17 protein-coding genes and 1 tRNA gene are annotated in these 23,382 nt (G+C 66.1%); 13 read left to right on the plus strand and 5 right to left on the minus strand.

The window, feature by feature from the left end; translation table 11 throughout:
• Nucleotides 1-157: 157 nt before the first annotated feature.
• Nucleotides 158-514, plus strand: coding sequence for a DUF2200 domain-containing protein (locus G557_RS0101440; RefSeq protein WP_245542741.1), 357 nt, complete (start codon nt 158-160; stop codon nt 512-514).
• Between the two features lie 51 nt (nt 515-565).
• Here G557_RS0101440 and G557_RS0101445 read toward each other — a convergent pair whose 3' ends face one another.
• Entirely contained in the window at nt 566-1,870 is a 1,305-nt protein-coding gene (locus G557_RS0101445; RefSeq protein ID WP_028244683.1) for a Fic family protein, read from the minus strand.
• A 317-nt stretch (nt 1,871-2,187) separates the two neighbouring features.
• Here G557_RS0101445 and G557_RS0101450 point away from each other — a divergent pair, with 317 nt between their 5' ends.
• From G557_RS0101450 to G557_RS0101465, 4 genes are read left to right on the plus strand one after another with little or no spacing between them, the layout of a single operon-like run.
• Complete coding sequence (locus tag G557_RS0101450) at nt 2,188-3,639, plus strand: DUF3375 domain-containing protein (RefSeq protein WP_028244684.1); 1,452 nt, start codon at nt 2,188-2,190, stop codon at nt 3,637-3,639.
• Nucleotides 3,636-4,355: a DUF4194 domain-containing protein gene (locus G557_RS10910; protein ID WP_051224037.1), complete on the plus strand. Its 720-nt coding sequence runs from the start codon at nt 3,636-3,638 to the stop codon at nt 4,353-4,355. The genes G557_RS0101450 and G557_RS10910 overlap by 4 nt, the downstream gene beginning before the upstream one ends.
• Nucleotides 4,352-7,747, plus strand: coding sequence for an ATP-binding protein (locus G557_RS0101460; protein WP_051224039.1), 3,396 nt, complete (start codon nt 4,352-4,354; stop codon nt 7,745-7,747). The genes G557_RS10910 and G557_RS0101460 overlap by 4 nt, the downstream gene beginning before the upstream one ends.
• Nucleotides 7,731-9,008 (plus strand): Wadjet anti-phage system protein JetD domain-containing protein, encoded by a 1,278-nt coding sequence (locus G557_RS0101465; RefSeq protein WP_028244686.1) that lies wholly within the window; start codon nt 7,731-7,733, stop codon nt 9,006-9,008. The genes G557_RS0101460 and G557_RS0101465 overlap by 17 nt, the downstream gene beginning before the upstream one ends.
• 90 nt (nt 9,009-9,098) lie before the next feature.
• Here the strand turns inward: G557_RS0101465 and G557_RS10915 are convergent, their stop codons facing one another.
• A complete protein-coding gene (locus G557_RS10915; RefSeq protein WP_425414026.1) occupies nt 9,099-10,478 on the minus strand; it encodes a phosphomethylpyrimidine synthase ThiC in 1,380 nt (459 codons plus the stop codon).
• 109 nt (nt 10,479-10,587) lie between these two features.
• Between G557_RS10915 and G557_RS14415 the strand changes: the two genes are divergently transcribed.
• Nucleotides 10,588-10,872, plus strand: coding sequence for a transposase-like zinc-binding domain-containing protein (locus G557_RS14415; protein WP_425414028.1), 285 nt, complete (start codon nt 10,588-10,590; stop codon nt 10,870-10,872).
• Here G557_RS14415 and G557_RS0101475 read toward each other — a convergent pair.
• A tRNA-Pro gene (locus tag G557_RS0101475) sits at nt 10,835-10,911 on the minus strand. The two genes, G557_RS14415 and G557_RS0101475, sit on opposite strands and share 38 nt — an antisense overlap.
• A gap of 176 nt (nt 10,912-11,087) precedes the next feature.
• Here G557_RS0101475 and G557_RS14180 point away from each other — a divergent pair.
• From G557_RS14180 to G557_RS10930, 3 genes are all read left to right on the plus strand, one after another.
• A complete protein-coding gene (locus G557_RS14180; RefSeq protein WP_211220500.1) occupies nt 11,088-13,235 on the plus strand; it encodes an AAA family ATPase in 2,148 nt (715 codons plus the stop codon).
• A complete protein-coding gene (locus tag G557_RS14185; RefSeq protein ID WP_211220501.1) occupies nt 13,195-14,121 on the plus strand; it encodes an SIS domain-containing protein in 927 nt (308 codons plus the stop codon). The genes G557_RS14180 and G557_RS14185 overlap by 41 nt, the downstream gene beginning before the upstream one ends.
• 93 nt (nt 14,122-14,214) lie before the next feature.
• Nucleotides 14,215-15,699 (plus strand): polysaccharide deacetylase family protein, encoded by a 1,485-nt coding sequence (locus G557_RS10930; RefSeq protein ID WP_051224045.1) that lies wholly within the window; start codon nt 14,215-14,217, stop codon nt 15,697-15,699.
• On the opposite strand, the gene rraA is transcribed toward G557_RS10930, so the two are convergent.
• Together rraA and G557_RS0101505 are read right to left on the minus strand one after the other, a co-directional pair.
• Nucleotides 15,681-16,193 (minus strand): ribonuclease E activity regulator RraA, encoded by a 513-nt coding sequence (gene rraA, locus G557_RS10935; protein WP_051224048.1) that lies wholly within the window; start codon nt 16,191-16,193, stop codon nt 15,681-15,683. The genes G557_RS10930 and rraA overlap by 19 nt on opposite strands.
• A gap of 70 nt (nt 16,194-16,263) precedes the next feature.
• Complete coding sequence (locus G557_RS0101505) at nt 16,264-17,760, minus strand: helix-turn-helix domain-containing protein (protein WP_051224050.1); 1,497 nt, start codon at nt 17,758-17,760, stop codon at nt 16,264-16,266.
• Nucleotides 17,761-17,899: 139 nt separating this feature from the next.
• On the opposite strand from G557_RS0101505, the gene aceA reads away from it, so the two are divergent.
• From aceA to G557_RS10950, 4 genes are read left to right on the plus strand one after another with little or no spacing between them, the layout of a single operon-like run.
• On the plus strand, nt 17,900-19,210 hold the full coding sequence (gene aceA / locus G557_RS0101510) for an isocitrate lyase (protein ID WP_028244689.1): 1,311 nt from the start codon (nt 17,900-17,902) through the stop codon (nt 19,208-19,210).
• Between the two features lie 41 nt (nt 19,211-19,251).
• The gene (gene aceB, locus G557_RS10940) at nt 19,252-20,928 is read left to right on the plus strand and encodes a malate synthase A (RefSeq protein ID WP_051224053.1); all 1,677 of its coding nucleotides are present in this window, start codon (nt 19,252-19,254) and stop codon (nt 20,926-20,928) included.
• A 1-nt stretch (nt 20,929) separates the two neighbouring features.
• Nucleotides 20,930-22,357 (plus strand): MFS transporter, encoded by a 1,428-nt coding sequence (locus tag G557_RS10945; RefSeq protein WP_245542742.1) that lies wholly within the window; start codon nt 20,930-20,932, stop codon nt 22,355-22,357.
• Nucleotides 22,302-23,369 (plus strand): cation:proton antiporter, encoded by a 1,068-nt coding sequence (locus tag G557_RS10950; protein WP_425414029.1) that lies wholly within the window; start codon nt 22,302-22,304, stop codon nt 23,367-23,369. Before G557_RS10945 ends, G557_RS10950 begins: the two co-directional genes overlap by 56 nt.
• Nucleotides 23,370-23,382: the final 13 nt, after the last annotated feature.

The raw sequence follows: 23,382 nt of genomic DNA on the forward strand, positions 1-23,382 counted from the left end.
CTGCCCGCCGGCAGCCGCCAGCCGTGCACGATGTCAACGCCCTGGCAGTGATTTCGCCACCGACACCTCCGAAACGGTGAAATCACGCACACCTGGGTGAAAACAGGCACGTCACTTCCGGAGGTCACGCCCCGATCCTCTGCACTACGCTGGGCGCATGAGCGATCGCATGCAGAAGCTGTTCGATATGAGCGTCTCCGAGGTGTACCCGCTCTATGTCGCCAAGATCGAGCGCAAAGGGCGCACCGTCGCCGAGCTCGACGCGGTCATCTCCTGGCTGACCGGGTTCGACTCCGCCAACCTGCATGAACGCCTTCGATCAGCAGTGACTTTCAGAGAATTCTTCGCCTGTGCCACCGTTCCGGCCGAGGCGAGTCGCATCACCGGCATGATCTGCGGAGTGCGCGTCGAGCAGATCGAGCATCCACTGGCGCGAAGCATCCGACAGCTCGACAAGCTGATCGACGAACTCGCAAAAGGCCGCCCGCTCGAGAAGGTGCTGCGGCAGAGCTGAACCGTGTGCGCGAGCGTGAGGTGACGCTAGATGGCGCCCGCGCACCTTTCCTCACTCATGTTCGCCGTGCAGGCGCACCACGTCATCCGCGGGCGCGGCCGGGGCTCGTCGAGGCTGCACCACCGCAGTGTCCCGTCCGCCGGCCAGGTTCCGGCGCCCGACGAGAGCCACGAGCCCCAAGTGCGCATCGGAGGTGAACGCGACCGTGTTGCCGTGCTGGTCTTTGACGCGTTTCAGCACCCGGGCATCCTGCAGCTGGCCGAGTGCGCGGCCGGCCGCCACACGAGACACCCCGAAACGCTCCGAGATCGTTGCCGCCGTCACCACCGGTGCTTCGGCGAGGATGCCCAGGATGCTCCAGACCACGGCGTCGGTACGAGGCCTGACCGGGGTGAGCCCCGCAGCCTCGCGCCACGCGATGAGCCGCCGCCGCAGCTCACCGTCGAGATCGTTCACCTGCTGCGTCAGCAGCACCGCATTTCCCGCAGCGAGGGAGAGTGCCTCGGCAAAACCGGTGACCCAGTCATCCAATTGCTGGGGCTGCCCACGGAAGGCGGTGAGTCCGCTGACATAGGCATCCGTGTGCGCAGCAAAGACCGTCGACACCGGCACGATCAGATGCCGTGCCACGCCGGCCCGTCGCAGCAGGGCGTGGATGAGGGCGCGCCCAGTTCGCCCGTTTCCGTCGGCGAAGGGGTGGATGGTCTCGAACTGCGCATGTGCGACGGCTGCGCGAACCACCGGGTTCACCGCCGACGACGGGCCGGCCTCGGCATTGACGAATGCGAGCAGGTCATCAAGCAGCGGACGCACCCGCTCTGGCGGAGGAGGGACGAACTGCGCGCGCAGCGGACTGTAACCGGTGCCACCCACCCAGTTCTGCACATCTCGCACTCCCTGCAGCGCAGCCGGTGCCACCGATCGCTGCAACTGCTCGAGATCATCGATGGTGATCACATGCGCCGGGTCTCCCATCGTCGTCACCGCTGACTCGGTGGCTCGCACATTCCCCAGCACTGCCCGAGCCGCACTGCCTCCGCGGCCGAGCACCTCTGCCAGCGCCAGCCGCTTGGGAGTGACGTTGATGCCCTCGATGTACGAGGATGAGATCGACTCCGAGCGCACCAGCAGGTGGTGCAGAAAGGATGCCTGGGCTCCGACCCGCTCATCGGCTCGAGTCACAGCCTGCAGGGCTTGGTCGGCAGCGGCGAGCGTCGAGGATGACAGCTCGAACTCTCGATCGGCAATCGTGTCGGGGACGAACGCGCGATAGCGTCCGGCGCGACGATCCTTCTTCGAAAGGCCGCTCAACTCGTCGTCGGCCGGAGCCCAGAGGAGGTCGATGTATTCAGGCACAGAGTTCACCTCCTCCGCTTGTCATGAACTTTCCTGCAAGTAAAGTTTACGACAACAGTGAGCCGGGAACGTCCGGCGTGGGCGCAACGCGCAGGAACAGTCAGCTCAGCGTCTCATCGAGCAGGGTCCGCAGCCGTTGGGAGTCACGCTGCACCGTCGTCCAGACGGCCTCCTGATCGCCTCCGATCGCACGGGTCCCGCGAAGATGTCGGCGCTCCCCCGTAGACTTGCCGCGTGCACGCCGGCAGCGCACGCGGCACATCCTGAACGCGCTGGGCGACCAGCAGCCGACCGACGCCGACCGAGAGGGGGCCGTGATGTCCGCAGTCTCCCGTGCCCTCGAGCTGCGACGTCTGGTCGACGAGCACGCGTCGCTGCGCATGCTGCGCATGACCTCCCTGCCAGTGGCCGCCGCCGTGCTCGCCGAGCATATGAGCGCCACGACGCGCATGCCTGTCGATGACCTGCACGAGCTCGTCGACGCCGATCTCGATCGGCTGCGCGAGCACTTCCCCGAGCTCGCGCTCACCGGTCGGGCCTACTGCACTGAGTGGAGGCAGGCAGGTCTGCTGCGTCGGCGCCCGGCGGAGGCCGCACGCGGCGAGACCTATGAGCTGACCCCCGCCGCACTCAGTGCCCTGCGCTATCTCTCCGACCTGCAGGATCCTCGCACCACGGTCACCGAGTCACGTCTGGTCAGTCTCGCCGCCCAGCTGCACGGGCTCGCGCTCGAGACCGACCCGGACACCTCTCGCCGTATCGTCGCTCTCGAGCGTCAACGCGATGAGCTCGAGGAGCGCATCCAGCGCATCCGCCGTGGCGAGGAGCAGACGCTCGATGCCGAGCGGGCCCGCGAACGCGTCGACGACATCCTCCAGCAGGCGCAGGCGCTGCCGACCGACTTCGCCCGGGTGCGCGACCGGTTCGAGCAGTTGGGGCATGACCTGCGCGCCCGCATCCTCGACTCCGACGACGCCCAGCGCAGCGTGCTCGATGACATCTTCCACGGCGTCAACCTGATCGCCGACAGCGAGGCGGGTCGCACCTTCCAGGCGTTTGCCGCACTCGTGCTCGACCCGGAGCGCTCCGAGGCATTCGCCGACGACATCGACCAGGTGCTCTCGCGCGATTTCGCCGAGGGGCTCGAGCGTTCCAGTCGTCGCGAGCTGTCCGGTCTGCTGCGGCAGCTGAAGATCTCCAGCCGAGACGTGCACCGTGCGCTGACCGATTTCGCACGGGGGCTGCGCCGCTTCGTGCAGTCGCAGGAGTTCCAGCGCGAACGCGAGATGCGCATCCTGCTGCGCCAGGCGCTGGCCGAGGCGGTGCCCGCGCTGGGTGCCGTGTCGCCGTTGCACAGCATGGGTGAGCTGTCGCTGACCGGCATGACCTTTTCGAGCATCAGCCAGCCGCGCGTGCACGATCCGAGTGTGGCCGTGGCCTCGACTCCGCTGGCTGAGAACGCGGCCAGCCCACTTGACCTGGCCGAGCTGCGGGCACTGGTGCGCGAGTCCGAGATCGACTTCGCTGAGCTCATCACCGATGTCAACGACAGCCTGGCCGCTGCGGGCGCGCCGGTGTCGGTCGGCGAGGTGCTGGCACGACATCCGGCCACGCAAGGGCTGGCCAGTGTGGTCGGCCTGCTGACGCTGGCCGTGGGGCAGGGCGTGGTCGATCGCACGGCCAGCGAGCATGTCGGATGGTCGGGGCAGGATGGTTGCCAACGCACGGCGACCGTCGTGCGGCACGAGTTCCATGGGAGGGTGCGATGAGCGACGAGACACGACCGGGCCCGACTGAGGCCGTGCCCGAGGGCGCGGAGCACGCACCGGCCTGTATCGGGCTGTGGCCGGGTGATTCGGGCACGCTGGCACCCGACTCGCGCCGTGCGCTGGCGACGCTACTGGCCGGCCCCTATCTGTCGGCGACCACTCGCCGCAATCAGTGGTTGGCGCTGCTGGCCGACGAGCACGCCATCCGTTCGAGGCTGAACGACCTGTTCGTCGAGCTGGTCATCGACCACGACGCCGAGGTGGCGTTCGTGCGTCAGGTCCGCTCAGACGAGATCGAGGTGCCGACGGTGCTGCGCAGCACCTCGCTGAACGTGATCGACACCGCGATGCTGCTCGTGCTGCGTCAGATGCTGCTGACCAGCAATGAGCGGCGAGTCATCGTCGACGCCGACGAGGTGTTCGAGCAGCTCGAGGTGTATCGCGATGACACCGACGAGCCGATCTGGCGCAAACGCGTGCACGCCTCCTGGGATCGCATGCGCAACCGGCTGCGCGTGCTGCACGACGCCGGAGACGATCGGGCCGAGATCTCACCGGTGATCCGATATCTGATCGACGATGACCGGGTGCGGGCGCTCACCGAGCAGTACCGCGAACTCGCCCGCACCGGAAGGCTTTCGAGCAGCGAGCCCGACACAGGAGCAGACGCCGAACCACAGCCAGACACCGCCACCGACGTGCAGGAGGCCCGATGAGCACCGACACTCCCCTGTTCACCGACCCCGCGCTGGTCGAGCACACGCAGGATCCTGTGTCGGCGACCCTCGGCCAGTGGCGGCTGTCCGAGGTGCAGCTGGTCAACTGGGGCACCTTTCAGGGGTTCACCACGCTGCCCGTCGCCCGCCGAGGTCATCTGTTCACCGGCCCCTCCGGATCGGGCAAGTCGTCGCTGCTCGACGGCATCGCCACGGTACTCACCCCGGTGACCTCGCTGCGCTTCAACCTCGCCGCCCAAGGCAGTCGTGACCGAGACGACCAGCGCTCCCTGATCAGCTACGTGCGCGGCGCCTGGTCGCGCACCACCGACGACACCCAGGATCGCATCGTGTCGGCTTACCTGAGGCCCGACACCACGTGGAGTGCCGTCGCACTGCGCTTCGACGACGGGCAAGGCGCGTCGATCACCCTGGCTCGACTGTTCTTCTTGACCGGCACCGGCACAGCCGCCAGCGACCTCAAGCAGCAGTACCTGATCTGCCGCGACGCCCTCGACCTGCACGAGATCGCCCCGGCAGCAGAGCAGAATCTCGATCTGCGCGCCATGAAACGACTCGTCCCCGGGCTCGACTCCTACAAACCCGGGGAATACTTCGCCCGGCTGCGCACATTGTTCGGCATCGAACAGGAGAACGCCCTCCGGCTGCTGCACCGTACGCAGTCGGCCAAGAACCTCGACAGCCTCGATCAGCTGTTCCGCGACTACATGCTCGACATCCCCAGCACGTTCGACCGGGCAGACGAGGCGGTCCAGCAGTTCACCGAACTCGACGCGAGTTATCAGGCCGTGGTGCAGCTGCGCCTGCAGCGCGACCACCTCGTGCTGCTGCGCGGGCAGTCGGAGGTCTACGATGCAGCCGAGGCGGGCATCCACCGGCTCACCGCACTCGAGGCCGCACTGCCGGCGTATCAGCGCCGGCTGCAGCTCGACCTGCTCGAGACGCAGCGGCAGGCACTGGTGCCCGAGATCGCACGACTGCAGGGTGAGACGACCGCGCTCCAGGGGCGTGTGTCCGCAGCCGACGAACTCGTCGCCGCGACGACGCGCCGAGCCGCTGAACTCGGTGACGGTGATCTGCAACAGCTGCAGCATCGCATCGATGAGGCGACCCAACGGCTGCAGCAGGTCGAACAGCGACGCCAGGTACTGCAACGCCAACTCGGCGAGGTGGGCATCTCGACCGTGCCTGCCACTGCCGAGGAGTTCGCCGAGCTGCGCGAAACGATCACCCGAGAACTCGCCGAGCTTGATGGGTCCACGGCCGACGGCGGCGCAGCCGACCGCACCTACGACGTCTTCGATGCCGCGTCCAGGGCGATTCGCGACCACAAAGAGGTGCTGCACCAGATCGAGATGCTCAAGAGCGAGCAGAGCACCATGCCCACGCAGCTGCTGGAGGTGCGCCGTCTGCTGGCCGAGCATCTGTCGACCACCCCGCGGGCGCTGCCCTTCGCAGCCGAACTGCTCGAAGTGCGCGACGAGCACGCCCCCTGGACCGGTGCGATCGAACGGGTGCTGCGACCGCTGTCGCTGACCCTGCTGGTGCGAGACGAGCACCTGGCCCAGGTGCGCACCTGGGTCGACGGGCATCATCTGGGCACGCGGCTGGTCTATCAGGCGGTGCCGACGACTGCTCCAGAGCCCCGCCCGGTCTCCGACGAGCGATCCCTGGTGGCCCGGGTGCGCGTGGCCGACGGGCCATTCGCCCAATGGCTGCGCTGGCGACTGGGCGAGGCCTACGACTTCACCTGCGTCGATTCCCCGGCCGAGCTGGGCGATCATGCGCGTGCGATGACGATCACCGGCCAGCAGCACAGCGGCCATGGGCGCTATGAGAAGAACGACCGACTGCGTGTGGATGACCGACTGCAGTGGGTGCTCGGCGACCGTCGCCGCAAACTCGACCTGCTGCTCGAACGCGCCGCCGAACTGCGCGAGCGTCGTCGGGTTGCCGAGCTGACCCGCAATGCCGCGCAGCAGGCGATCGAGCACCGGGCCCGCCGAGCCGGAACACTGTCGACGCTGCGCGACCTGCGCTTCGACGACCATGATCTGGCCTCGGCCGAGAGTACGGTGGCGCACTTGCACCAGCAGTACGACGAGCGGGTGCGCCCAGACTCGCAGCTCGCCGAGGCGGTGCAGCGCCGGCGTTCAGCCGAGCTCGACCGCGACCGGCTGCGCGCTCACCACGCCGACACGCTGGCGAAGCTCTCCACGGCACGACACGACCTCGACGGTGTCGAACAGCGCATCGCCCGACTCGCCCGGGCGGCAGCCTCGGCAGAGGCGGACGGCTCCGATACCCAGACCGGCGGCGGGGTGCCCGACGAGGCCACCGTGGCCGAGCTGCACCGACGATTCCATGCACGCCAGCGCCGGCTCGACGCCGATCAAGTCGCCGACACCGGGGCGCAGATCGCCAGGCAGCTGCGCGGTGAGATCGACGCCGAGCAGAGCACTGCCGCCAAGGCGGCAGAGCGCATCGTGGCCCTCGAATCGGAGTTCCGGCAGCGGTGGCCCGATGCCGCCGCAGATCTCACCGTCACCGTCGAAGACCGTGCCGGGTATCTGAACCGACTCGACGACATCATCGCTCGGGGGCTTCCCGAGCATGAGCGCGACTTCCTCGAACTGCTGCACCAGCGGTCCACCGAGCTGATGGGGTTCCTGCGCGACGAGATCCGCAGCGCCCCCGACGAGATCCGCCTGCGCGTCGATCCGGTCAATGAGGCCCTGGCGCATTCCGAGTTCGACCACGACCGCCACCTGCGCATCCGCGTCAAGCCCCGTCGCACCCAGGCAGCCGCAGACTTCCTCACCGATCTCGATGAGGTGCTCGGCCAATCATGGGTCGACGACACCATGGAACTCGCCGAGCACCGCTTCGCAAAGCTTGCCGGGCTGATCCGCCGGTTCGCATCCAGCGAGCACATTGACCGTGTCTGGCGCACCCAGTGCCTCGACACCCGGCAGCACGTGAGTTTTCTCGCCGAGGAGGTCGACGCCGCCGGCCAGGCACAGGCCACCTACGACTCGGGCGGGGCGATGTCGGGCGGGCAGCAGCAGAAACTCGCCATCTTCGCGCTGGCCGCGGCGCTGCGCTACCAGCTCTCCGGTGCTGATGGGGCGTTGCCGAGCTATGGCACCGTCGTGCTCGACGAGGCCTTCGACAAGGCCGACAGCAGCTACACGCGCATGGCACTCGACGTGTTCCAGACGTTCGGGTTCCACATGGTGCTGGCCACTCCGAACAAGCTAGTGACCACGATCGAGCCCTATATCGGCGGGGCGACCGTGCTGGCCAACCCCACCCGACAGCAGACGGTCTTCAGCGAACTGACCTGGGAGCACGATGCGCAGTCTGAGTGAGGCCCGAGGCCTGGTGCGTGAGCGGCTGACCCGTAACCTGACGAAGTGGGCAGCCGCCCTGGCGCAGGAGGGTGCGGCGTTGAGCGTGCACGTCGCACTGCAGCCGCCAACCGAGGCACAGGCCCGTGACGACGCCGCAGCAGCCGCTGCATGGGCGCGCGAATGGGCTCAGGCCGAGACACAGCTGCCTGCAGGTGCGACCCTGCACTGGACGACACGCACCTGGCGCCGGCTCGGCACCCAGCGCATCCCCACCGCACTCGATCTCGTCGGCCGCGACACCATCGGCGCGTTCGTCGGCGCCGCACCGCAGCGAGACCTCAGAGCCCTTGTCGAGCGCGATGCCGCGCTGCGCAGCCTGCTCGAGGAGTTCAGCGCCGCGACGGCTGAACCACAGACACCCCTTGCCCTTCACGAGCAGCAGCGCAATGGCGCGCCCGAGGGCGGGCGGCCCCGGCCAGGCGCTGGTGAAGACACCAGGACAGTGACCACGGTGCTGCAGCGGGTCGGCTCAAGTGTGCTCGCTCTGGACGACGACGACTTCGGCCGTCTGCGCGAGGTGGTCGCCTGGCTGCTGGAGCATCCGGGCACGGCGCTTCGCCCACGGCAGCTGCCGGTGCGCGGGGTCGACACCAAGTGGTTCGGACGTCACCGCGGCACGGTGGCAAAGCTGGTCGAGGTCATGCACCCCGGGCCTTTGCCCATCGTCGACGCCGACCCGCGCATCCGACTGCGCGTGCTCGACGATGCGGTGATCGGCTCGCAGCTGGTCGCATCCGCGCTGCCGCACGATCTGGCCGCACCGCCCGACGAGCTCGCCCGACTGCCACTGCACCCCCAGGTGGCCTTCGTGTTCGAGAACCTCGAGAGCGTGCTGGCCATGCCCGCATGGGCTGGAGCCGTGGTGGTCCACGGCGGCGGGTACGCGGTCGATCTGCTCGACCGGCTGCCCTGGCTGCACCGCACGCCCATCGTCTACTGGGGCGATCTCGACTCCCATGGGCTGGCCATCCTCAACCGACTGCGGCAGCACCTGCCGCAGGTCCGAAGTGTGTTGATGGATGCCGACACGCTGCGCACCCATCGTGACCTGTGGGTGCCGGAGCCCACGCCATCCACCGCCACGCTTGAGCACCTGACCGATGCCGAGCTGGGCGCACTGCAGGTGCTGCACGACGAGGGCGACGTGCGCCTCGAGCAGGAGCGCATTCCGTGGCGGCTCGCGTTGGAGGCGCTGCAGATGGCGGCTGATCGCGGCTGATCGCGCACGATCTCAACACTCTGGCAGTGATTTCGCCACCCACACCCCCAAAGCGGTGAAATCCTGCACGCTTGGGTGAAATCGTGCACGTCACCCGCACACCACCGGGTCGGGCAGATACACCTGCCCACCCGCGGCCAGGAACTCGCGACTCTTGGCCTGCATCCCCGCGATCGCCGCCTGCTCGTCGGCACTGCCGTAGGTGTCGCGGATGTCCTGCGAGATGCGCATCGAACAGAACTTCGGTCCGCACATCGAGCAGAAGTGGGCGGTCTTCGCCGGCTCTGTCGGCAGCGTCTCGTCATGAAAGCGCTCGGCCGTCTCCGGGTCGAGACCCAGCGCGAATTGGTCGCGCCACCGAAACTCAAAGCGAGCCTTCGACAACGCATCGTCCCGACGCTGCGCACCCGGATGTCCTTTCGCCAGATCTGCCGCATGTGCCGCGATCTTGTAGGTGGTCACCCCAGTTTTCACGTCATCGCGGTCGGGCAGCCCGAGGTGCTCTTTGGGAGTGACGTAGCAGAGCATCGCGGTGCCATAACGGGCGATCTCGGTGGCGCCGATCGCTGAGGTGATGTGGTCGTAGCCAGGTGCGATATCGGTGACCAGCGGCCCCAGCGTATAGAAGGGTGCACCGTCGCACATGCGCTGCTGGCGTTCGACGTTCTCGCGCACCAGGTGCAGCGGGATGTGTCCCGGGCCTTCGACCATCACCTGCACGTCATGCTCCCATGCGCGATGAGTCAGCTCGGCGAGCGTGTCAAGCTGGGCGAACTGCGCAGCATCATTGGCGTCGGCGATCGAGCTGGTCACTGCGGAGTTGCCGATGTTGGCGTTGATTTTTACCGAGAAGGCTCGGCCGATGATCATCGGCTCGCTCTCGGGGTGATTGATGTTGTTGGGGATGATCGCGCGCCCGCTGGCCAGCTCGCTGCGCACGAGTTCGACGTCGCAGCCCTCGCGCAGCGCGACGAAGCGCATTTCGGGGGTGATTTCACCGCGGCGGGCATAGTGCATCTGCGTGACAGTGTGGCCGGGCTTCGCTCGCAGTGGCTGATGCGTGCGGCCGTGCCACTGCAGCGAGGGTGAACCTCTGCGCACAGCAGATCGGCCGTCGTCGACCAGCTGACTGCCGTGCTCGACATGCGGCTCGACGTCACCGCGTGCGTCGATCCAGGGCTGACGCTGTGGCGCGAGACCTACCTCGGGCACGCTGCCGGGGCCCGCCGTGCGGTAGACATCGAGTGGGGCGTTCGGTCTGCCCTGGGCATCGTCGCTCAGCGTGATGCGGGTGACCGGAACGCGGATGCCGTGCTCGGCATCCTCAAGCCAAGCCAGCGAATGCGTGTGGAACTGCTCGGTTCCCGCCGCCTGCTGGGATGTGTCGGCAACCCTCGCCGTGCTCGCGGGTTCTGCCCACTTACTGCTGGTCAGCGCGGTGCCGCTGGAGGCAAGGCGGGCTATAGGCAAGAATGTGTGGATGGGATTCTGATCTAGCCCCGTAGTGGCGGGGTAAAACGGGGATCGTTATGCCCCGGCACTTTTAACTGTGCCAAACGCCCTGAATACCACCCATTGTGTGATATGTAGCACTAAGCTCGTGAAGAACGGGAGAACTACCGCGGGAACGCAACGCTGGAGGTGCCCGACCTGCGGGGCATCATCCAGTCGAAGACGTGCTGATGTCTCCCGCCGCGCCCTGCTCGATCGGTTTCTCGCGTGGATCCTCGGGAAGCATTCAGAGGCCTATAGGCAGGCAAAGGAACGTGCACGCAAACACAAAGCCGCCCCGCTCCCAGTATCTATATGGGAACGAGGCGGCTCTCTGGTCGGGCTGACAGGATTTGAACCTGCGACCCCTTGACCCCCAGTCAAGTGCGCTACCAAGCTGCGCCACAGCCCGTGAACACGGTCGCACGAGGCGACCGCGGCTCAACCTGATCTATAGTACACGTCTTCAGGCGTTCTCCCAGTCGCTGCACAACGCGGCACTTTGCCGTGTCGCCACCGGCATGGTTGACTGAGTGCAGCAAGGCAGATGTCACTGCCGACATCTGCCATGACGCCGTGAGGAACACCATGGGGGATCAACCGCTGTACAGGACGCAACCCGATGGGCCTGAGACGCCCGTCGAGCGGCTGGTTGCGGCCATGCCCGCCTCCGCAGCGCACGGCATCGTCGTCACCGGAGAGCCCGGCTCCGGCAAATCCCACCTGCTGCGTGCCTTCGAACAGGCCCTCGCCCCATCCGCCATGCTGTCCCATATCGACGTCGACCCAGACGCCGCACCCCACACCCTCTCCACCTGCGTGCAGCTGCTGCAGGCGCTCGATCTCCACGACGCCCCTGAGCTGCATCCCACGTTGCAGGCTCTGGCGGCCATCCAGATGAACGACAACACGAACCGTCCATCCTCGGCCGCTCAGTCGCCGGTGCACCTGCGACGACTGCGGCTGCTGCACCAACTCTCCCAGACCCTGCGCACACTGATCACGCCGCGGGCCAGCGCGCCGACGCATATCATGATCGACGACGCCGACCAGGCAGACGAACTCAGCCAACGCTTTCTCCGCGTGCTCTGCGGCCAGCTGGACGGCACGAACATCTTCTTGGTGCTCTCCGCTACGCGTATCCGCACGGATGACCCCCTGAAGTCCCTGCCCATCCATCGCCTCGCACCATTCACACGCACCGCACTCGAAGCGGTCGCTGCCAGCGCAGCCGTGCGCACTGCTTTGGGCACCCGTGCAGCACTTGCCTCGATCGCCGGCGGCAGCCCGGGCACACTCATGCGCATGCTGGCACTGCTCGACGAGCGCGAGCGCATGGGAGCGCTGCCACTGAACGTGCCACCGTCAGTCACCACTACACCTGACGCGCTGGCTCAGACCATGCTCGGTCGGGGGTTCACCGACGCCGAGATGCAGGCGCTGCAGATACTGTCTTGCGCGCGCGAGGTGTCGCTTCACGCATTGCCCAACGACGAGGTGCGCAGCGCGGTGCACCAATTGGCCGAAGAAGCCGTCGTCGCTGTCACTGCACAGTGCGCAGCGATTCCGCTGCAGGCGTTGCGCAGTGCAGTGCACTGGAGCATGGGCGTCGACGAGCGCCGCCGCATCCATGCGCAGCTTGCCCGGGCGACCGCAGCGACCGAGCCAGCCGATTCGCTCTTTATAGATTGGCACGCGGCACACAGCGGTGCTCCATCTGCAGAGATTCTGCAGCGCCTATTGGCGCATGCCACCACCAGCGCCACCGAAGGCGACTACCCGCTCGCTGTGGAAGTCGCCGAATGCGCGTGCAGTCTGACCGCTGACGCTCAGCGGCTCGGCGATGCTCTGCTGAACCTCATCGATGGTCTGCAACGACTCGAATACCGTGGCTACGACTCCACCGGAGTCACCCTGCACTCTCCCAACGCCGGAGCCACCACCTGTCGCACAACCGGCCGCGTCGCAGCGCTCAACGCGCTGCTCGATGACGCATGGTCAACGGCTGACCGCGGCATTGGCCACACCAGGTGGGCGACGCACGGCGAGGTCAATGAGGCCAATGCACACCCGCATCGCGATGACACTGACCGAGTGGGCGTCGTGCACAACGGCATCATCGACAACGCCGACGCACTGCGCGACGAGCTGATTATCAATGGTCACCATTTTGCGTCTGATGTCGACAGCGAGGTGATTGCACATCTCGTCGCCGATGCTCTGCAGGCCAGCGGCACCGATCTGGCCAGCGCTGTGTCGGCAGCCACCGAACGCTTACAAGGCACGTGGGCCATCGCGGCGCTCGATACCCAAACGGGAGCAATCGTGGTGACTGCCCACCGTTCGCCCCTGTTGATCGCGGTGTCAGACGACGGTGTGTTCGCCGCCAGCGACAGCAGCGCGATGCGTGAAGTCGCAGAGACTTTCACAGTGCTCGAAGATCGGGAGATCGTGGCGCTCGATGCCGTGGCCATACAACCGACAGCAGGTGCACGTGACGGGCTTCATCGCAGTTCATTCACCGTGGCAGTCGGTCACCCCAAGTTCTGCAGATGCTGCGGAGTTCGAAGACCACATGAATCACGAAATCCGCGAACAGCCGCTGGTCGCGCGCCGCGTGCTCGATGCGTATGCTCCTGCTCTGCTCGATGCACACTCGCCTTGGTCATCGCTTGCCCTGCCGACATTTCGGCGTGTGGCGATCATCGGGTGTGGCACATCGCTGAACGCTGGTGAGACCATTGCCTCGACTTTCAGCCGTCTCGGCGCAACCCCGACCAGCCTGGTAGTGGCCAGCGAATCTCAGGGAACCGTCCTCGAAGACGACACCTTGGTCATCGCTATGAGCCAGTCAGGTGAAACCGCAGACGTGCTGAGAGCCATCGACGACCTGAACCTTCGCCATGGCCATCTCGTCGCGATCACCAACACGGCCCACTCTTCACTGGCACGCCGAGCCGACGTCGTGCTCGACCGCTTGGCAGGCGAAGAGATCGGCGTCGCAGCCACCAAGACCTTCACTGCCCAAGTGGTCACAGGTATCACGTTCGCCATCTCCGCGCTTCACGCACGCGGCACCGTTCCCCGGTCGATCGTCCTGCGGTTGCTCAACGAGCTGTACGAGCTGCCAGACCACATCGAGCAGGCCATTTCGGCGGCAGAGTCCGCCGTCCCATCTGTGCTCGACTCGTTGTCTGAACACTCCGGCATGCTGTTGCTCGGCCGTGGAACCGGCGTGCCATATGCACGCGAAGGAGCGCTCAAGATCAAAGAACTCACGTATCGATGGGCAGAGGCTTTTCCTGCCGGCGGGCTTAAACACGGCCCTCTCGCCCTGATAGAGAAGGGCACTCCGGTCATCGTCGTCGACCACAGCGATCCACGTCTGCCACGAAACATCGCCGAGGTTCAGGCACGCGGGGCGAATGTGCTGCGCATCGGCGGCGCTGGCAGCAATATCCCGGCGGTGGCCGATGCCACACTCAACAATCTGGGTAGACAGCTCTGGGGCCCTCTCGAGGCTGCTGTTCCGCTCCAAGTCATCTCGAGACTGCTCGCCCGTCGACTCGGCACTGAAGTCGACCGCCCGCGCAATCTCGCCAAAGCCGTCACCGTCGAGTGACACCCCACGGCGTGCCGTCGGTTTCCCCCTAGATCGGCGGCACGCCCCCTCGTATCCCATGCACTCCCACCCGAATCAGAGTCAGGAGCCATCATGACCGCCCAAGCCACTGCCCGGGAACGCGCCACCAGGCGAGCACGCTGGTGGATCATCTTCGCCCTCGGCACCTGCGTCGCACTCGCCATCTCAGTGATCACCCTGCCGCAGTTCACCCCCGTGGGTGCGGCATCCACACCGCAGGCGGTCGCCGAGCAGCATGACGATGGAGAGGTCACGCCCCACATCTCCGCCGAGAAGCTCAACACCCCTGTTGTTGCAGCCGATTCCCGCACCAACACCACGGCGGCCCCTGTGCTCAGCATCACCTTCGACGACGGCACGCATGATCAAATCAGCGCGGCGAACATTCTGAGCGCACGAGGTCTGACGGCGACGTTCTTCGTGATCAGCGGCTACATCGATCAGTCCGGGTTCCTCACTCGTGAAGACCTCACCGGGCTCGAGGCCAATGGCAACGAGATCGGTGGCCACACCATCGAGCACTACGACCTCGCCGAAATGACCACAACCGAAATGGTGCGCGCCATTTGCGCCGACCGAGCCAACCTCATTAGTTGGGGACACCAAGTGCGCAGCCTTGCCTATCCATATGCCTCTTCGAATCGCCAAGTTCAAGAGGCGGCATCCGAATGCGGATATTCTTCGGCCCGGGGCCTCGGCCAGGTAGTCTCGCCTTTGGCCAAATGTGATTGGGAGTGTGCCCGAGCTGAGTCGTTGACCCCGCAGAATGCGCTCCTCACGCAAGCGCCAGCCATGTACACGAACACGCAGACGCTGACCGATCTGCAAGACATCGTGCGCCAAGGTCAGACGCAGGGCGCCGGCTGGACGCAACTCACCTTCCACGGCTTCTGCGAAGACGACGATGACCCGTGTTCGTCGATCGGCGTGAGTCGCACGACCTTTACACAGTTCGCCGACTGGGTTGCCGCCGAGGTCGACGCCGGGCGCCTCTCCGTGCGCAATGTCGGCAATGTGATCGGCGGAGATGCCAAAGCTGTTCCCCTGGTGAGCCGCCCTGCACCTGCTGCGGAGAGCGTCAACGCGGCACCAAACGCCACGCTCACGGCTCTCGATGACGATGGCGTCACCCCGCGATGCTGGCGCAAATACGCCTACGGCAGCAACGCCAGCGGGGTACGCTTCAGCACCCATAACGGAGTAACTGAGGCGACCGTCGCTGTCTCAGCGGCAAGTTCGGGCGATGCCAAGCTGCTCATCGCTCTCGATCAAGGCGACTGCTCCCCCAGCGTGCGCGACGGGCACCGATACCGTCTGCAGGCAACCTATCGATCAGATGTGCCGACACAGTTCGTGGTCTATGCACGTGGCAAAACCGGCGCCTGGCGATACCTGACGGCCAGCACCTGGTATGAGGCAAGTGCAGACGATCGCGCCATCGAATGGACCACTGATCAGCTGCCCGAGGGCGTCGAGGCGATCAGCTTCGGGCTCAACGTCTTCACTGATGGCTCGATCACGACGAAAAACTACGGTCTCTACGATGCCGGCAGCTGAGCAGCCCACTCGGCAAAGCGATCGGCCGGCAGAAACAGCACGCCATCTTCATCTGAGACGACCCAGTCACCGGCAGCAACCTCGACCTCGAGAAAGCGAATGGGCTCTCCCACCGTGCCGAAGCCACGTTTGACGGTGGGCACGGGCTGCGTGCCCAATGCCTTGATGTGCACCTGAGCCTGCGACAGCTCGACCGAATCGCGCACCGCTCCGGCAACCAGAATGCCCGCCCATCCATTCGCCGCCGCCAGCTCGCCGAGGTTGCCGCCGACGACCGCCCGGCGCAGCGAAGCACCTGCATCGATCACGAGCACGCGCCCCTCGCCGGGCTCGCCCAACTGCTGCCTGATCACGGTGTTGTCTTCGAACACCTGCACCGTTTGCACCGGCCCGTGCACGCGAGGTCGGGCGCCGTACTGGCGCAGCTGGGTTGCCACGGTGCGCAGCGGCAGGCTCTGGTCGTCTGCTACATCAGCGGTCAGGTAGTCGTTCATTCGTTCTCCTTTGTCAGTCGTCTCACTCAGAAAATTCACATCACGCAGGCCCGTAAACCGCACACCTCGATCATCGCTGATCGTCGGTATCGCCGTCGTGGGGCGCGTGGCGATCCAAGAATTCGTACACCGCAGTGGTGTCGACCCCCGGAAACGCCCCCTGCGGCAGCGTCGCGATCAGGTTCACGTTCGGGCGCGCTGCAGGCCAGCAGTGATCGTGCCAGCGCTCGCTGAGATCGTGCGGCGGAATGCGGCAGCACCGCTCGTCTGGGCACGTCGAGACCGCTCGGTTCGAGGTGTTGCCACCACGCATCCACCTCGCATGGGTGAAGTCGGTGCCGACCGACACCGAGACGGGGCCATTGGCAGACGCGAGCACCCGCGACGTGCACCAGAACGTGCCGGTTGGCGTATCGGTGTACTGATAAAACGGGCTGAAGTGGTCGGTCTCGCGAAACACCAGCATGCTGGTCCACTGGCGGCAGCACATCTGCCCTTCGATGGCGCCCATGCTGTCGGTCGGAAAGCACACGTCGTCGTTCTCATAGGCCTTCCAAATAGTGCCCGACTCGTGCACTTTCACGAAGTGCACCGGCAGATCGAGAAATTCGGTGGCAAGATTCGTGAACCGATGCGCCGCCATCTCGTAGCTGACCGCGAAAGTGTCACGGAAATCTTCGATCGACAGATCTTTGTGCTGCTTGGCCACGCTGAGCAACTCGATGCTCGCATCGCGCGGCATAAGCATCGCCCCCGCAAAGTAGTTGCTCTCGATGCGCTGATGCAGAAACTGCGCGTAATCGGTGGGCTCAGTGTGCCCCAGCACCTTGCTCGCGAGCGCTTGCAGCACTGCGGCGCGCGCATCGATCGACCCGATCACCGACTGCGGCAGGTAGACGCGCCCATTGCGCTCGTCGAGCACTGAGCGGGCCGAGCTAGGCAGGTCGGCAGCATAGTGGATGTCGAAACCCAGGTATTCGGCGACCGCTGCGGTCAGGCGCTGCGGCAGCGGCCCACCCGTGTAGCCGACTGCTGCGAGCAGATCGTGTGCCTCCTGCTCGATGTGGGCGAAGTGATTGCTGCGTTCGCGCATGTCAGAGCGAAGTTCGGCGTTGGCGCGCCGCGCTTCTTCAGGGGTGGCCTGGCGTTCGTCGCGCAGTTGCTCGATCTTGCGGTAGAGCCCCACGATCGTTGCCAGCGCATCATCACCCAGCCGTGGACCAACCCGTACTTTCGGCAGCCCGAGCGAGGCGAATCCGATCGAGCGCTGGATGCGTTCGAGCTCGATCTCGTGCTGTGCCCGCTCGTCGGGTGCCTGATCGGCGATGAGCTCTTCGACGGTGGTGCCGAGTGCTGTGGCTACTCGGCGAAGTGTCGCGACCTTGGGCTCACGTCGCCCGTTTTCGAGCGCCGATACCTGACTGGGTGCGCGCTCGATGGCCGCGGCTAACGACTCGAGCGTCATGCCGCGCTCTTTACGGATGCTGCGGATGCGTCGCCCGATGATCAGCGCGTCAATGCTCGCTGAGTCCTCAGTGCCCAACCCGCTCCATTGCGTGGTGGTCATGCACACATCATGGCACATGAGAAATTCTCGCTGCGCAGAAAAAGCGGAAAATTTCTCCACCGCTTTGGTCATTGGCGCTGGTCAGGGTGGCGCAGAGTTGTTGCACGACCACCGACGGTCCTGATCAAAGGAGATCACAATGTCAGAGTTCACACCCCGCCCCGGCGACCAGACGCAGACGGCAGAGCAGCTGCAGTTCGAGTGGGACAACGACCCGCGCTGGCAGGGCGTGCGTCGTGACTACACCGCCGAAGACGTCATCCGCATCCGCGGCGGTCTGCGCGAAGAGCACACCCTGGCACGACGTGGTGCCGAGAAGCTCTGGGAGCTGCTGCACGAAGACGGCGACGACTGGGTTCGCGCACTCGGTGCGCTGACCGGCAACCAGGCAGTGCAGCAGGTGCGTGCCGGGCTGCGCGCCATCTACCTCTCGGGCTGGCAGGTTGCCGCCGACGCGAATCTCTCGTCGCAGACCTACCCCGACCAGAGCCTCTACCCTGCCAACTCGGTGCCCGCCGTCGTGCGTCGCATCAACAACGCACTGCTGCGCGCTCACCAGGTCGAGTTCGGCGAGTCGGGCCCTGAGGGAGTCACCCGCGACTGGCTGGCTCCAATCGTGGCCGATGCTGAGGCTGGTTTCGGCGGCCCGCTCAACGCGTTCGAACTGCAGTCGGCAATGATCGCCGCCGGTGCGGCGGGCGTGCACTGGGAAGACCAGCTGGCCAGCGAGAAAAAGTGCGGTCACCTGGGTGGCAAGGTGCTCATCCCGACCAAGCAGCACATCCGCACCCTGCAGTCGGCCCGGTTGGCCTCGGATGTCGCGGGCGTGCCGACTATTGTGATCGCACGCACGGATGCGCTGGCCGCTGACCTGCTGACCAGCGACGTCGACGAGCGCGACCGGCAGTACACCACCGGCGAGCGCACCGATGAGGGGTTCTACCGGGTGCGCAACGGCATCGAGCCGGTGATCACTCGCGGCCTGGCGTTCGCCGAGTACGCCGACCTGCTCTGGGTCGAGACCGGCGAGCCCGACATCGAGCTGGCTCGCGAGTTCGCCAACGCGATTCACGAGAAGTTCCCCGACAAGCTGCTGGCATACAACTGCTCGCCGTCGTTCAACTGGAAGGCGCACCTCAGCGATGAGCAGATCGCCTCGTTCCAGCGTGAGCTCTCCGAGCTGGGTTACAAGTTCCAGTTCATCACGCTGGCTGGCTTCCACGCGCTGAACTACTCGATGTTCGATCTGGCTCAGGGCTACCTCGACAACCAGATGAGCGCCTACGTCGACCTGCAGGAGCGCGAGTTCGCCGCCGAGGCACGTGGCTACACCGCGACACGCCACCAGCGCGAGGTTGGCACCGGCTACTTCGATCTGATCTCGACCGCGCTCAACCCCGATAGCGCCACACTGGCGCTGGTCGGCTCCACTGAAGAAGCACAGTTCTGATTCGCGAGCCTCGCGGCCGCTACCACGAATGGGAGATCATCATGCATACCACCACAGCATTCCGACGCCCGACGAAGCCCGTGATCCGCGTCGCCGGTGAGCTGCACGATCGCTACGAAGAAATCCTCACCCCTGAGGCACTCGAGTTTCTCGCAGCCCTGCACCACCGGTTCTCGTCTCGCCGCAGCGATCTGCTCGCCCGGCGCGCAAAACGACTGAAGGCATTCTCGCTCGGCGAGAATCCCGACTTCCTGCCCGGCACCGCCGCCGTGCGTGCAGACCCGAGCTGGCGTGTCGCCGGCCCGGGCCCCGGGCTCGAAGATCGTCGCGTCGAGATCACCGGCCCCACTGATCGCAAGATGACGATCAACGCCCTGAACTCGTCGGCGAAGGTCTGGCTCGCCGACTACGAAGATGCGACCAGCCCCACCTGGGCGAACATCATCGAGGGGCAGATCAATCTGCATGACGCGATCCGCGGGCACATCGAGTACACCAGCCCCGAGGGCAAGCAGTACACGGTGCGGGATGCCCCGCTTCGTGATCTTCCCACCATCGTGGTGCGGCCGCGCGGCTGGCACCTTCCCGAAAAGCACTTGGTGTTCACTGACGACAACAACCGCACCGAAGATGCTTCGGGCAGTCTGGTCGATTTCGGGCTGCACTTTCTGCACAACGCGCAGGCGCTGATCGATGCGGGTCTCGGCCCGTACTTCTACATTCCGAAGCTCGAGAACCATCTCGAGGCGAGGCTGTGGGATGAGGTGTTCACTTTCGCCGAGAAGTACTTGGGTCTGCCCCACGGCACCATCCGCGCAACGGTGCTCATCGAGACCCTGCCCGCGGCCTTCGAGATGGAGGAGATTCTCTACGAGCTGCGCGACCATATCGCTGGCATCAACGCCGGGCGCTGGGATTACATTTTCAGCACCATCAAGGTCTTCCGCGAGCGCGGTGAGAAGAACGTGCTGCCCGACCGCTCGCAGATCACCATGGAGGTGCCGTTCACCAAGGCGTACGCGCAGCTGCTGGTGAAGACGGCGCACAAGCGCGGGGCGTACGCGATCGGCGGCATGAGCGCGTTCATTCCGAACCGGCGCGACCCAGAGGTCACTGAGCGGGCCTTCGAGAAGGTGCGTGCCGACAAGCGTCGCGAGGCGACCGGCGGGTACGACGGCACGTGGGTGGCGCATCCTGATCTGATCGCCGACGCTCAGGCCGAGTTCGACGCAGTGCTCGGCGACCGCCCCAACCAGGTCGATCGCCAGCTCGACGACGTCGTGGTCACGCAGAGCGATCTGCTGAACTTCCAGGCCACGCCGGGCGAGGTCACCGACGCGGGTCTGCGTGACAACATCTCGGTCGGGCTGCGCTACATCGAGTCGTGGCTGCGCGGCGTCGGGGCGGCTGCCATCGACAATCTGATGGAGGATGCCGCCACCGCAGAGATCTCGCGCACCCAGATCTGGCAGTGGCTGCACTACGGCACCGTCACCGCCGAAGGGCAGACCATCACCCGCGAGCATGTGCAGCAGGTGCTCGACGAGGTCGTCGCCGGGCTGCCCCGCTTCGACGGCGACCGGCTCGATGACGCCATCGCGGTGTTCACCGAGGTCGCTCTCGAAAAACCGTTCCAGGCCTTCCTCACCACGCAGGCCTACGAACGCTACCTGGCCACCGATGTGGTGGCCCCCGCCCCACTCGAACAGCGGGGCTGACATGGGCACCAGCACCGGCCGCGCGACGATCTCGCGCGGCCGGGCCTGGCTTCCGGTCGCGTCGGCACTGTTCGCCGTGGCTTGGGCAGGCAACGAGTTCACACCACTGCTGGTCATGTACCAGATGCACAGCGGGTTCAGCACGCTCGAGGTCAACGTGCTGTTCGGCGGCTACGTGCTGGGCATCATCCCGGCGCTGCTGATCGGCGGGCCGGTGGCCGACCGCATCGGTCGCCGCCCGGTGATGGCTCCGGGGCCGGTGCTGGCCATCGTCGGCAGTCTTGTGCTGTCGTTCGGAGCAGAGAGCCTGGTCGCCCTGTTCGTCGGGAGGCTGCTGTGCGGTTTGGCCCTCGGACTGGCCATGGCCGTGGGCACCACGTGGATCAAAGAGCTGTCGGCTGCACCCTTCGACCCCACGGCTGATGCCGGGGCAGGTGCCCGTCGCGCATCCATCACGCTCAGCGTCGGCTTCGGCGTGGGCGCTGCCGTCGCCGGCGCCGTCGCCCAATGGGGCCCAGCCGCCACGATGCTGCCCTATCTGGTCAACGTCGCGGTGCTGATCCCCGCGACACTTTGGATGCTCTCCAGCCCTGAGACGCAGGTACGCGCGGTGCTCTCGACCGCCACCAGGCGGGGCCATTCCAGGTTCGCGCTGCTGGCCGAAGACGGCCTCGACCCGCGTGCCCGCAGCGCATTTCTGCGCGTCGTCGCTCCCGCAGCGCCTTGGGTCTTCGGCTGTGCCGGCAGCGCCTACGCCATTCTGCCCACGCAGATGCGTCCGCTGGCTCCCGGGCTCGAGATCGGCTTCAGCGCACTGATGTGCGTGGTCGGGCTGGGCTTCGGCGTCGGCGTGCAGCCCCTGATCAAGCGCCTGGAACGCCCGGGTTCACCGCGCACACTACTGCTCGGTCTGGCCATCGCAACCGTCGGCATGGCTCTGGCCGCCGTCGCTCTGCAGGCGGGCAGTCTGTGGTTGGGCGTGATCGCCGCAGCCGTGCTCGGCACCGCCTATGGCACGGTGCTGGTCGCTGGCCTGCAATACGTGCAGCGCATCGCACCGGAGGGTCGCCTCGCGGCATTCACTGCGGTGTTCTACAGCCTGACCTATCTCGGTTTCTTCATGCCAGCCGTGCTCTCCGCGACCACAATGCTGGCACCGCAGCTGACGCATCCTCGCTTGTTCGTCGTCGGTGCCGTGCTCGCCACCGTCAGCGCAGCGCTGGTGGCCTGGGGCGCGCGACATGTACGCCGGTATGCCGCCAATGCTGCGGTAGCGTTGCCTCATGAGCCTGCCGACCCTGTTGATCATCACCGTGATCGCCTTGCTCGGCCCGGTGCTGAGCTGGGCCAGTCAGTGGCGCACGCCGGTGCTGGTGGGGCAGATTCTCGGCGGGGTGCTGATCGGATCGTCGGGGCTGCGCCTCATTGATCCGACCGAGCCGGCACTGACGCTGCTGGCCGATCTGGGCTTCGCGCTGACCATGTTCGTCGCGGGCAGTCAGATTCCGCTGCACTCCGACCAGCTGCGCGCGCAGTTAGGCCGCGCAGTGGCTCGCGCTGCGCTGGTGGCGGTATGTGCGCTCGGTGTCGGTGGCGTCATCGGTTGGATGCTGCACTCACCAAACTGGCTCATCTACGCGGTGGTGCTCGGCTCGTCGTCTGCGGCGCTGGCTCTGCCAGCGATACAACAGGGGCGGCTCGGTGGCCCACCCGTCACCGCGACCATTGCCCAGATCGCCCTGGCCGACACCTTTTCGATGATCGCGCTGCCGCTGGTGATCGGCACCGATCATGCCCTGCTCACCGCTGGAGGGGCGTTGGCTCTGGTGTTGTTAGCCACGATCGCCGTGCTCACGCTGCGGTGGGCGCGGCGCCGCGGGCTGCTCACACGAGTGCATCATGTCAGTCACCGAGAGCATCTCGCCCTGGAGCTGCGCGGCACGCTGATCGTGCTGCTGCTGTTCGCCACGCTTGCCGTGCAGTCATCGGTGTCGATCATGCTCGCCGGCTTCGCCGCCGGGGTGATCGTGGCCGCAATCGGCGAGACGCGCCGCCTCGCCCGCCAGGTGTTCGCCCTCTCTGACGGATTCTTCTCGCCCCTGTTCTACGTCTGGCTCGGCGCGTCGCTGTCGCTCGGCGAACTCTGGAACACGCCTGAGCACCTGGTGCTCGGCATCAGTCTGGCCGCCGGCGGCATCCTCGTGCACCTCGCCGGTTGTGCGTTGGGCCAGCCAGCGAGTCTCGCAATGCTCGCCGGCGCTCAGCTCGGCGTGCCGGTGGCCGCCGCCACGATCGGCACGCAGACCGGCGCGCTCAGTGCCGCGGAGTCGGCTGCGCTGGTCGTGTCTGCACTGCTCAGCGTGATCGCGCTGGCGGCAACCGTGCCGCTCGCCGCCCGCCGATTCGCGACCCACGCGCGCACGGCATCCACCAGCGCGTGACCATGCCCTATGC

Origin of the sequence: Pseudoclavibacter soli DSM 23366, from assembly GCF_000423505.1 — a bacterium.
Lineage (GTDB): Bacteria > Actinomycetota > Actinomycetes > Actinomycetales > Microbacteriaceae > Pseudoclavibacter_A > Pseudoclavibacter_A soli.

Bases quoted from the DNA above. Each gene is read 5' to 3' on its own strand.
- G557_RS0101440 (WP_245542741.1), top strand. From the start codon at position 158: ATGAGCGATCGCATGCAGAAGCTGTTCGATATGAGCGTCTCCGAGGTG.
- G557_RS0101450 (WP_028244684.1), top strand. From the start codon at position 2,188: ATGTCCGCAGTCTCCCGTGCCCTCGAGCTGCGACGTCTGGTCGACGAG.
- G557_RS10910 (WP_051224037.1), top strand. From the start codon at position 3,636: ATGAGCGACGAGACACGACCGGGCCCGACTGAGGCCGTGCCCGAGGGC.
- G557_RS0101460 (WP_051224039.1), top strand. From the start codon at position 4,352: ATGAGCACCGACACTCCCCTGTTCACCGACCCCGCGCTGGTCGAGCAC.
- G557_RS0101465 (WP_028244686.1), top strand. From the start codon at position 7,731: ATGCGCAGTCTGAGTGAGGCCCGAGGCCTGGTGCGTGAGCGGCTGACC.
- G557_RS14180 (WP_211220500.1), top strand. From the start codon at position 11,088: ATGGGGGATCAACCGCTGTACAGGACGCAACCCGATGGGCCTGAGACG.
- G557_RS10930 (WP_051224045.1), top strand. From the start codon at position 14,215: ATGACCGCCCAAGCCACTGCCCGGGAACGCGCCACCAGGCGAGCACGC.
- rraA (WP_051224048.1), bottom strand. From the start codon at position 16,193: ATGAACGACTACCTGACCGCTGATGTAGCAGACGACCAGAGCCTGCCG.
- G557_RS0101505 (WP_051224050.1), bottom strand. From the start codon at position 17,760: ATGACCACCACGCAATGGAGCGGGTTGGGCACTGAGGACTCAGCGAGC.
- aceA (WP_028244689.1), top strand. From the start codon at position 17,900: ATGTCAGAGTTCACACCCCGCCCCGGCGACCAGACGCAGACGGCAGAG.
- aceB (WP_051224053.1), top strand. From the start codon at position 19,252: ATGCATACCACCACAGCATTCCGACGCCCGACGAAGCCCGTGATCCGC.
- G557_RS10945 (WP_245542742.1), top strand. From the start codon at position 20,930: ATGGGCACCAGCACCGGCCGCGCGACGATCTCGCGCGGCCGGGCCTGG.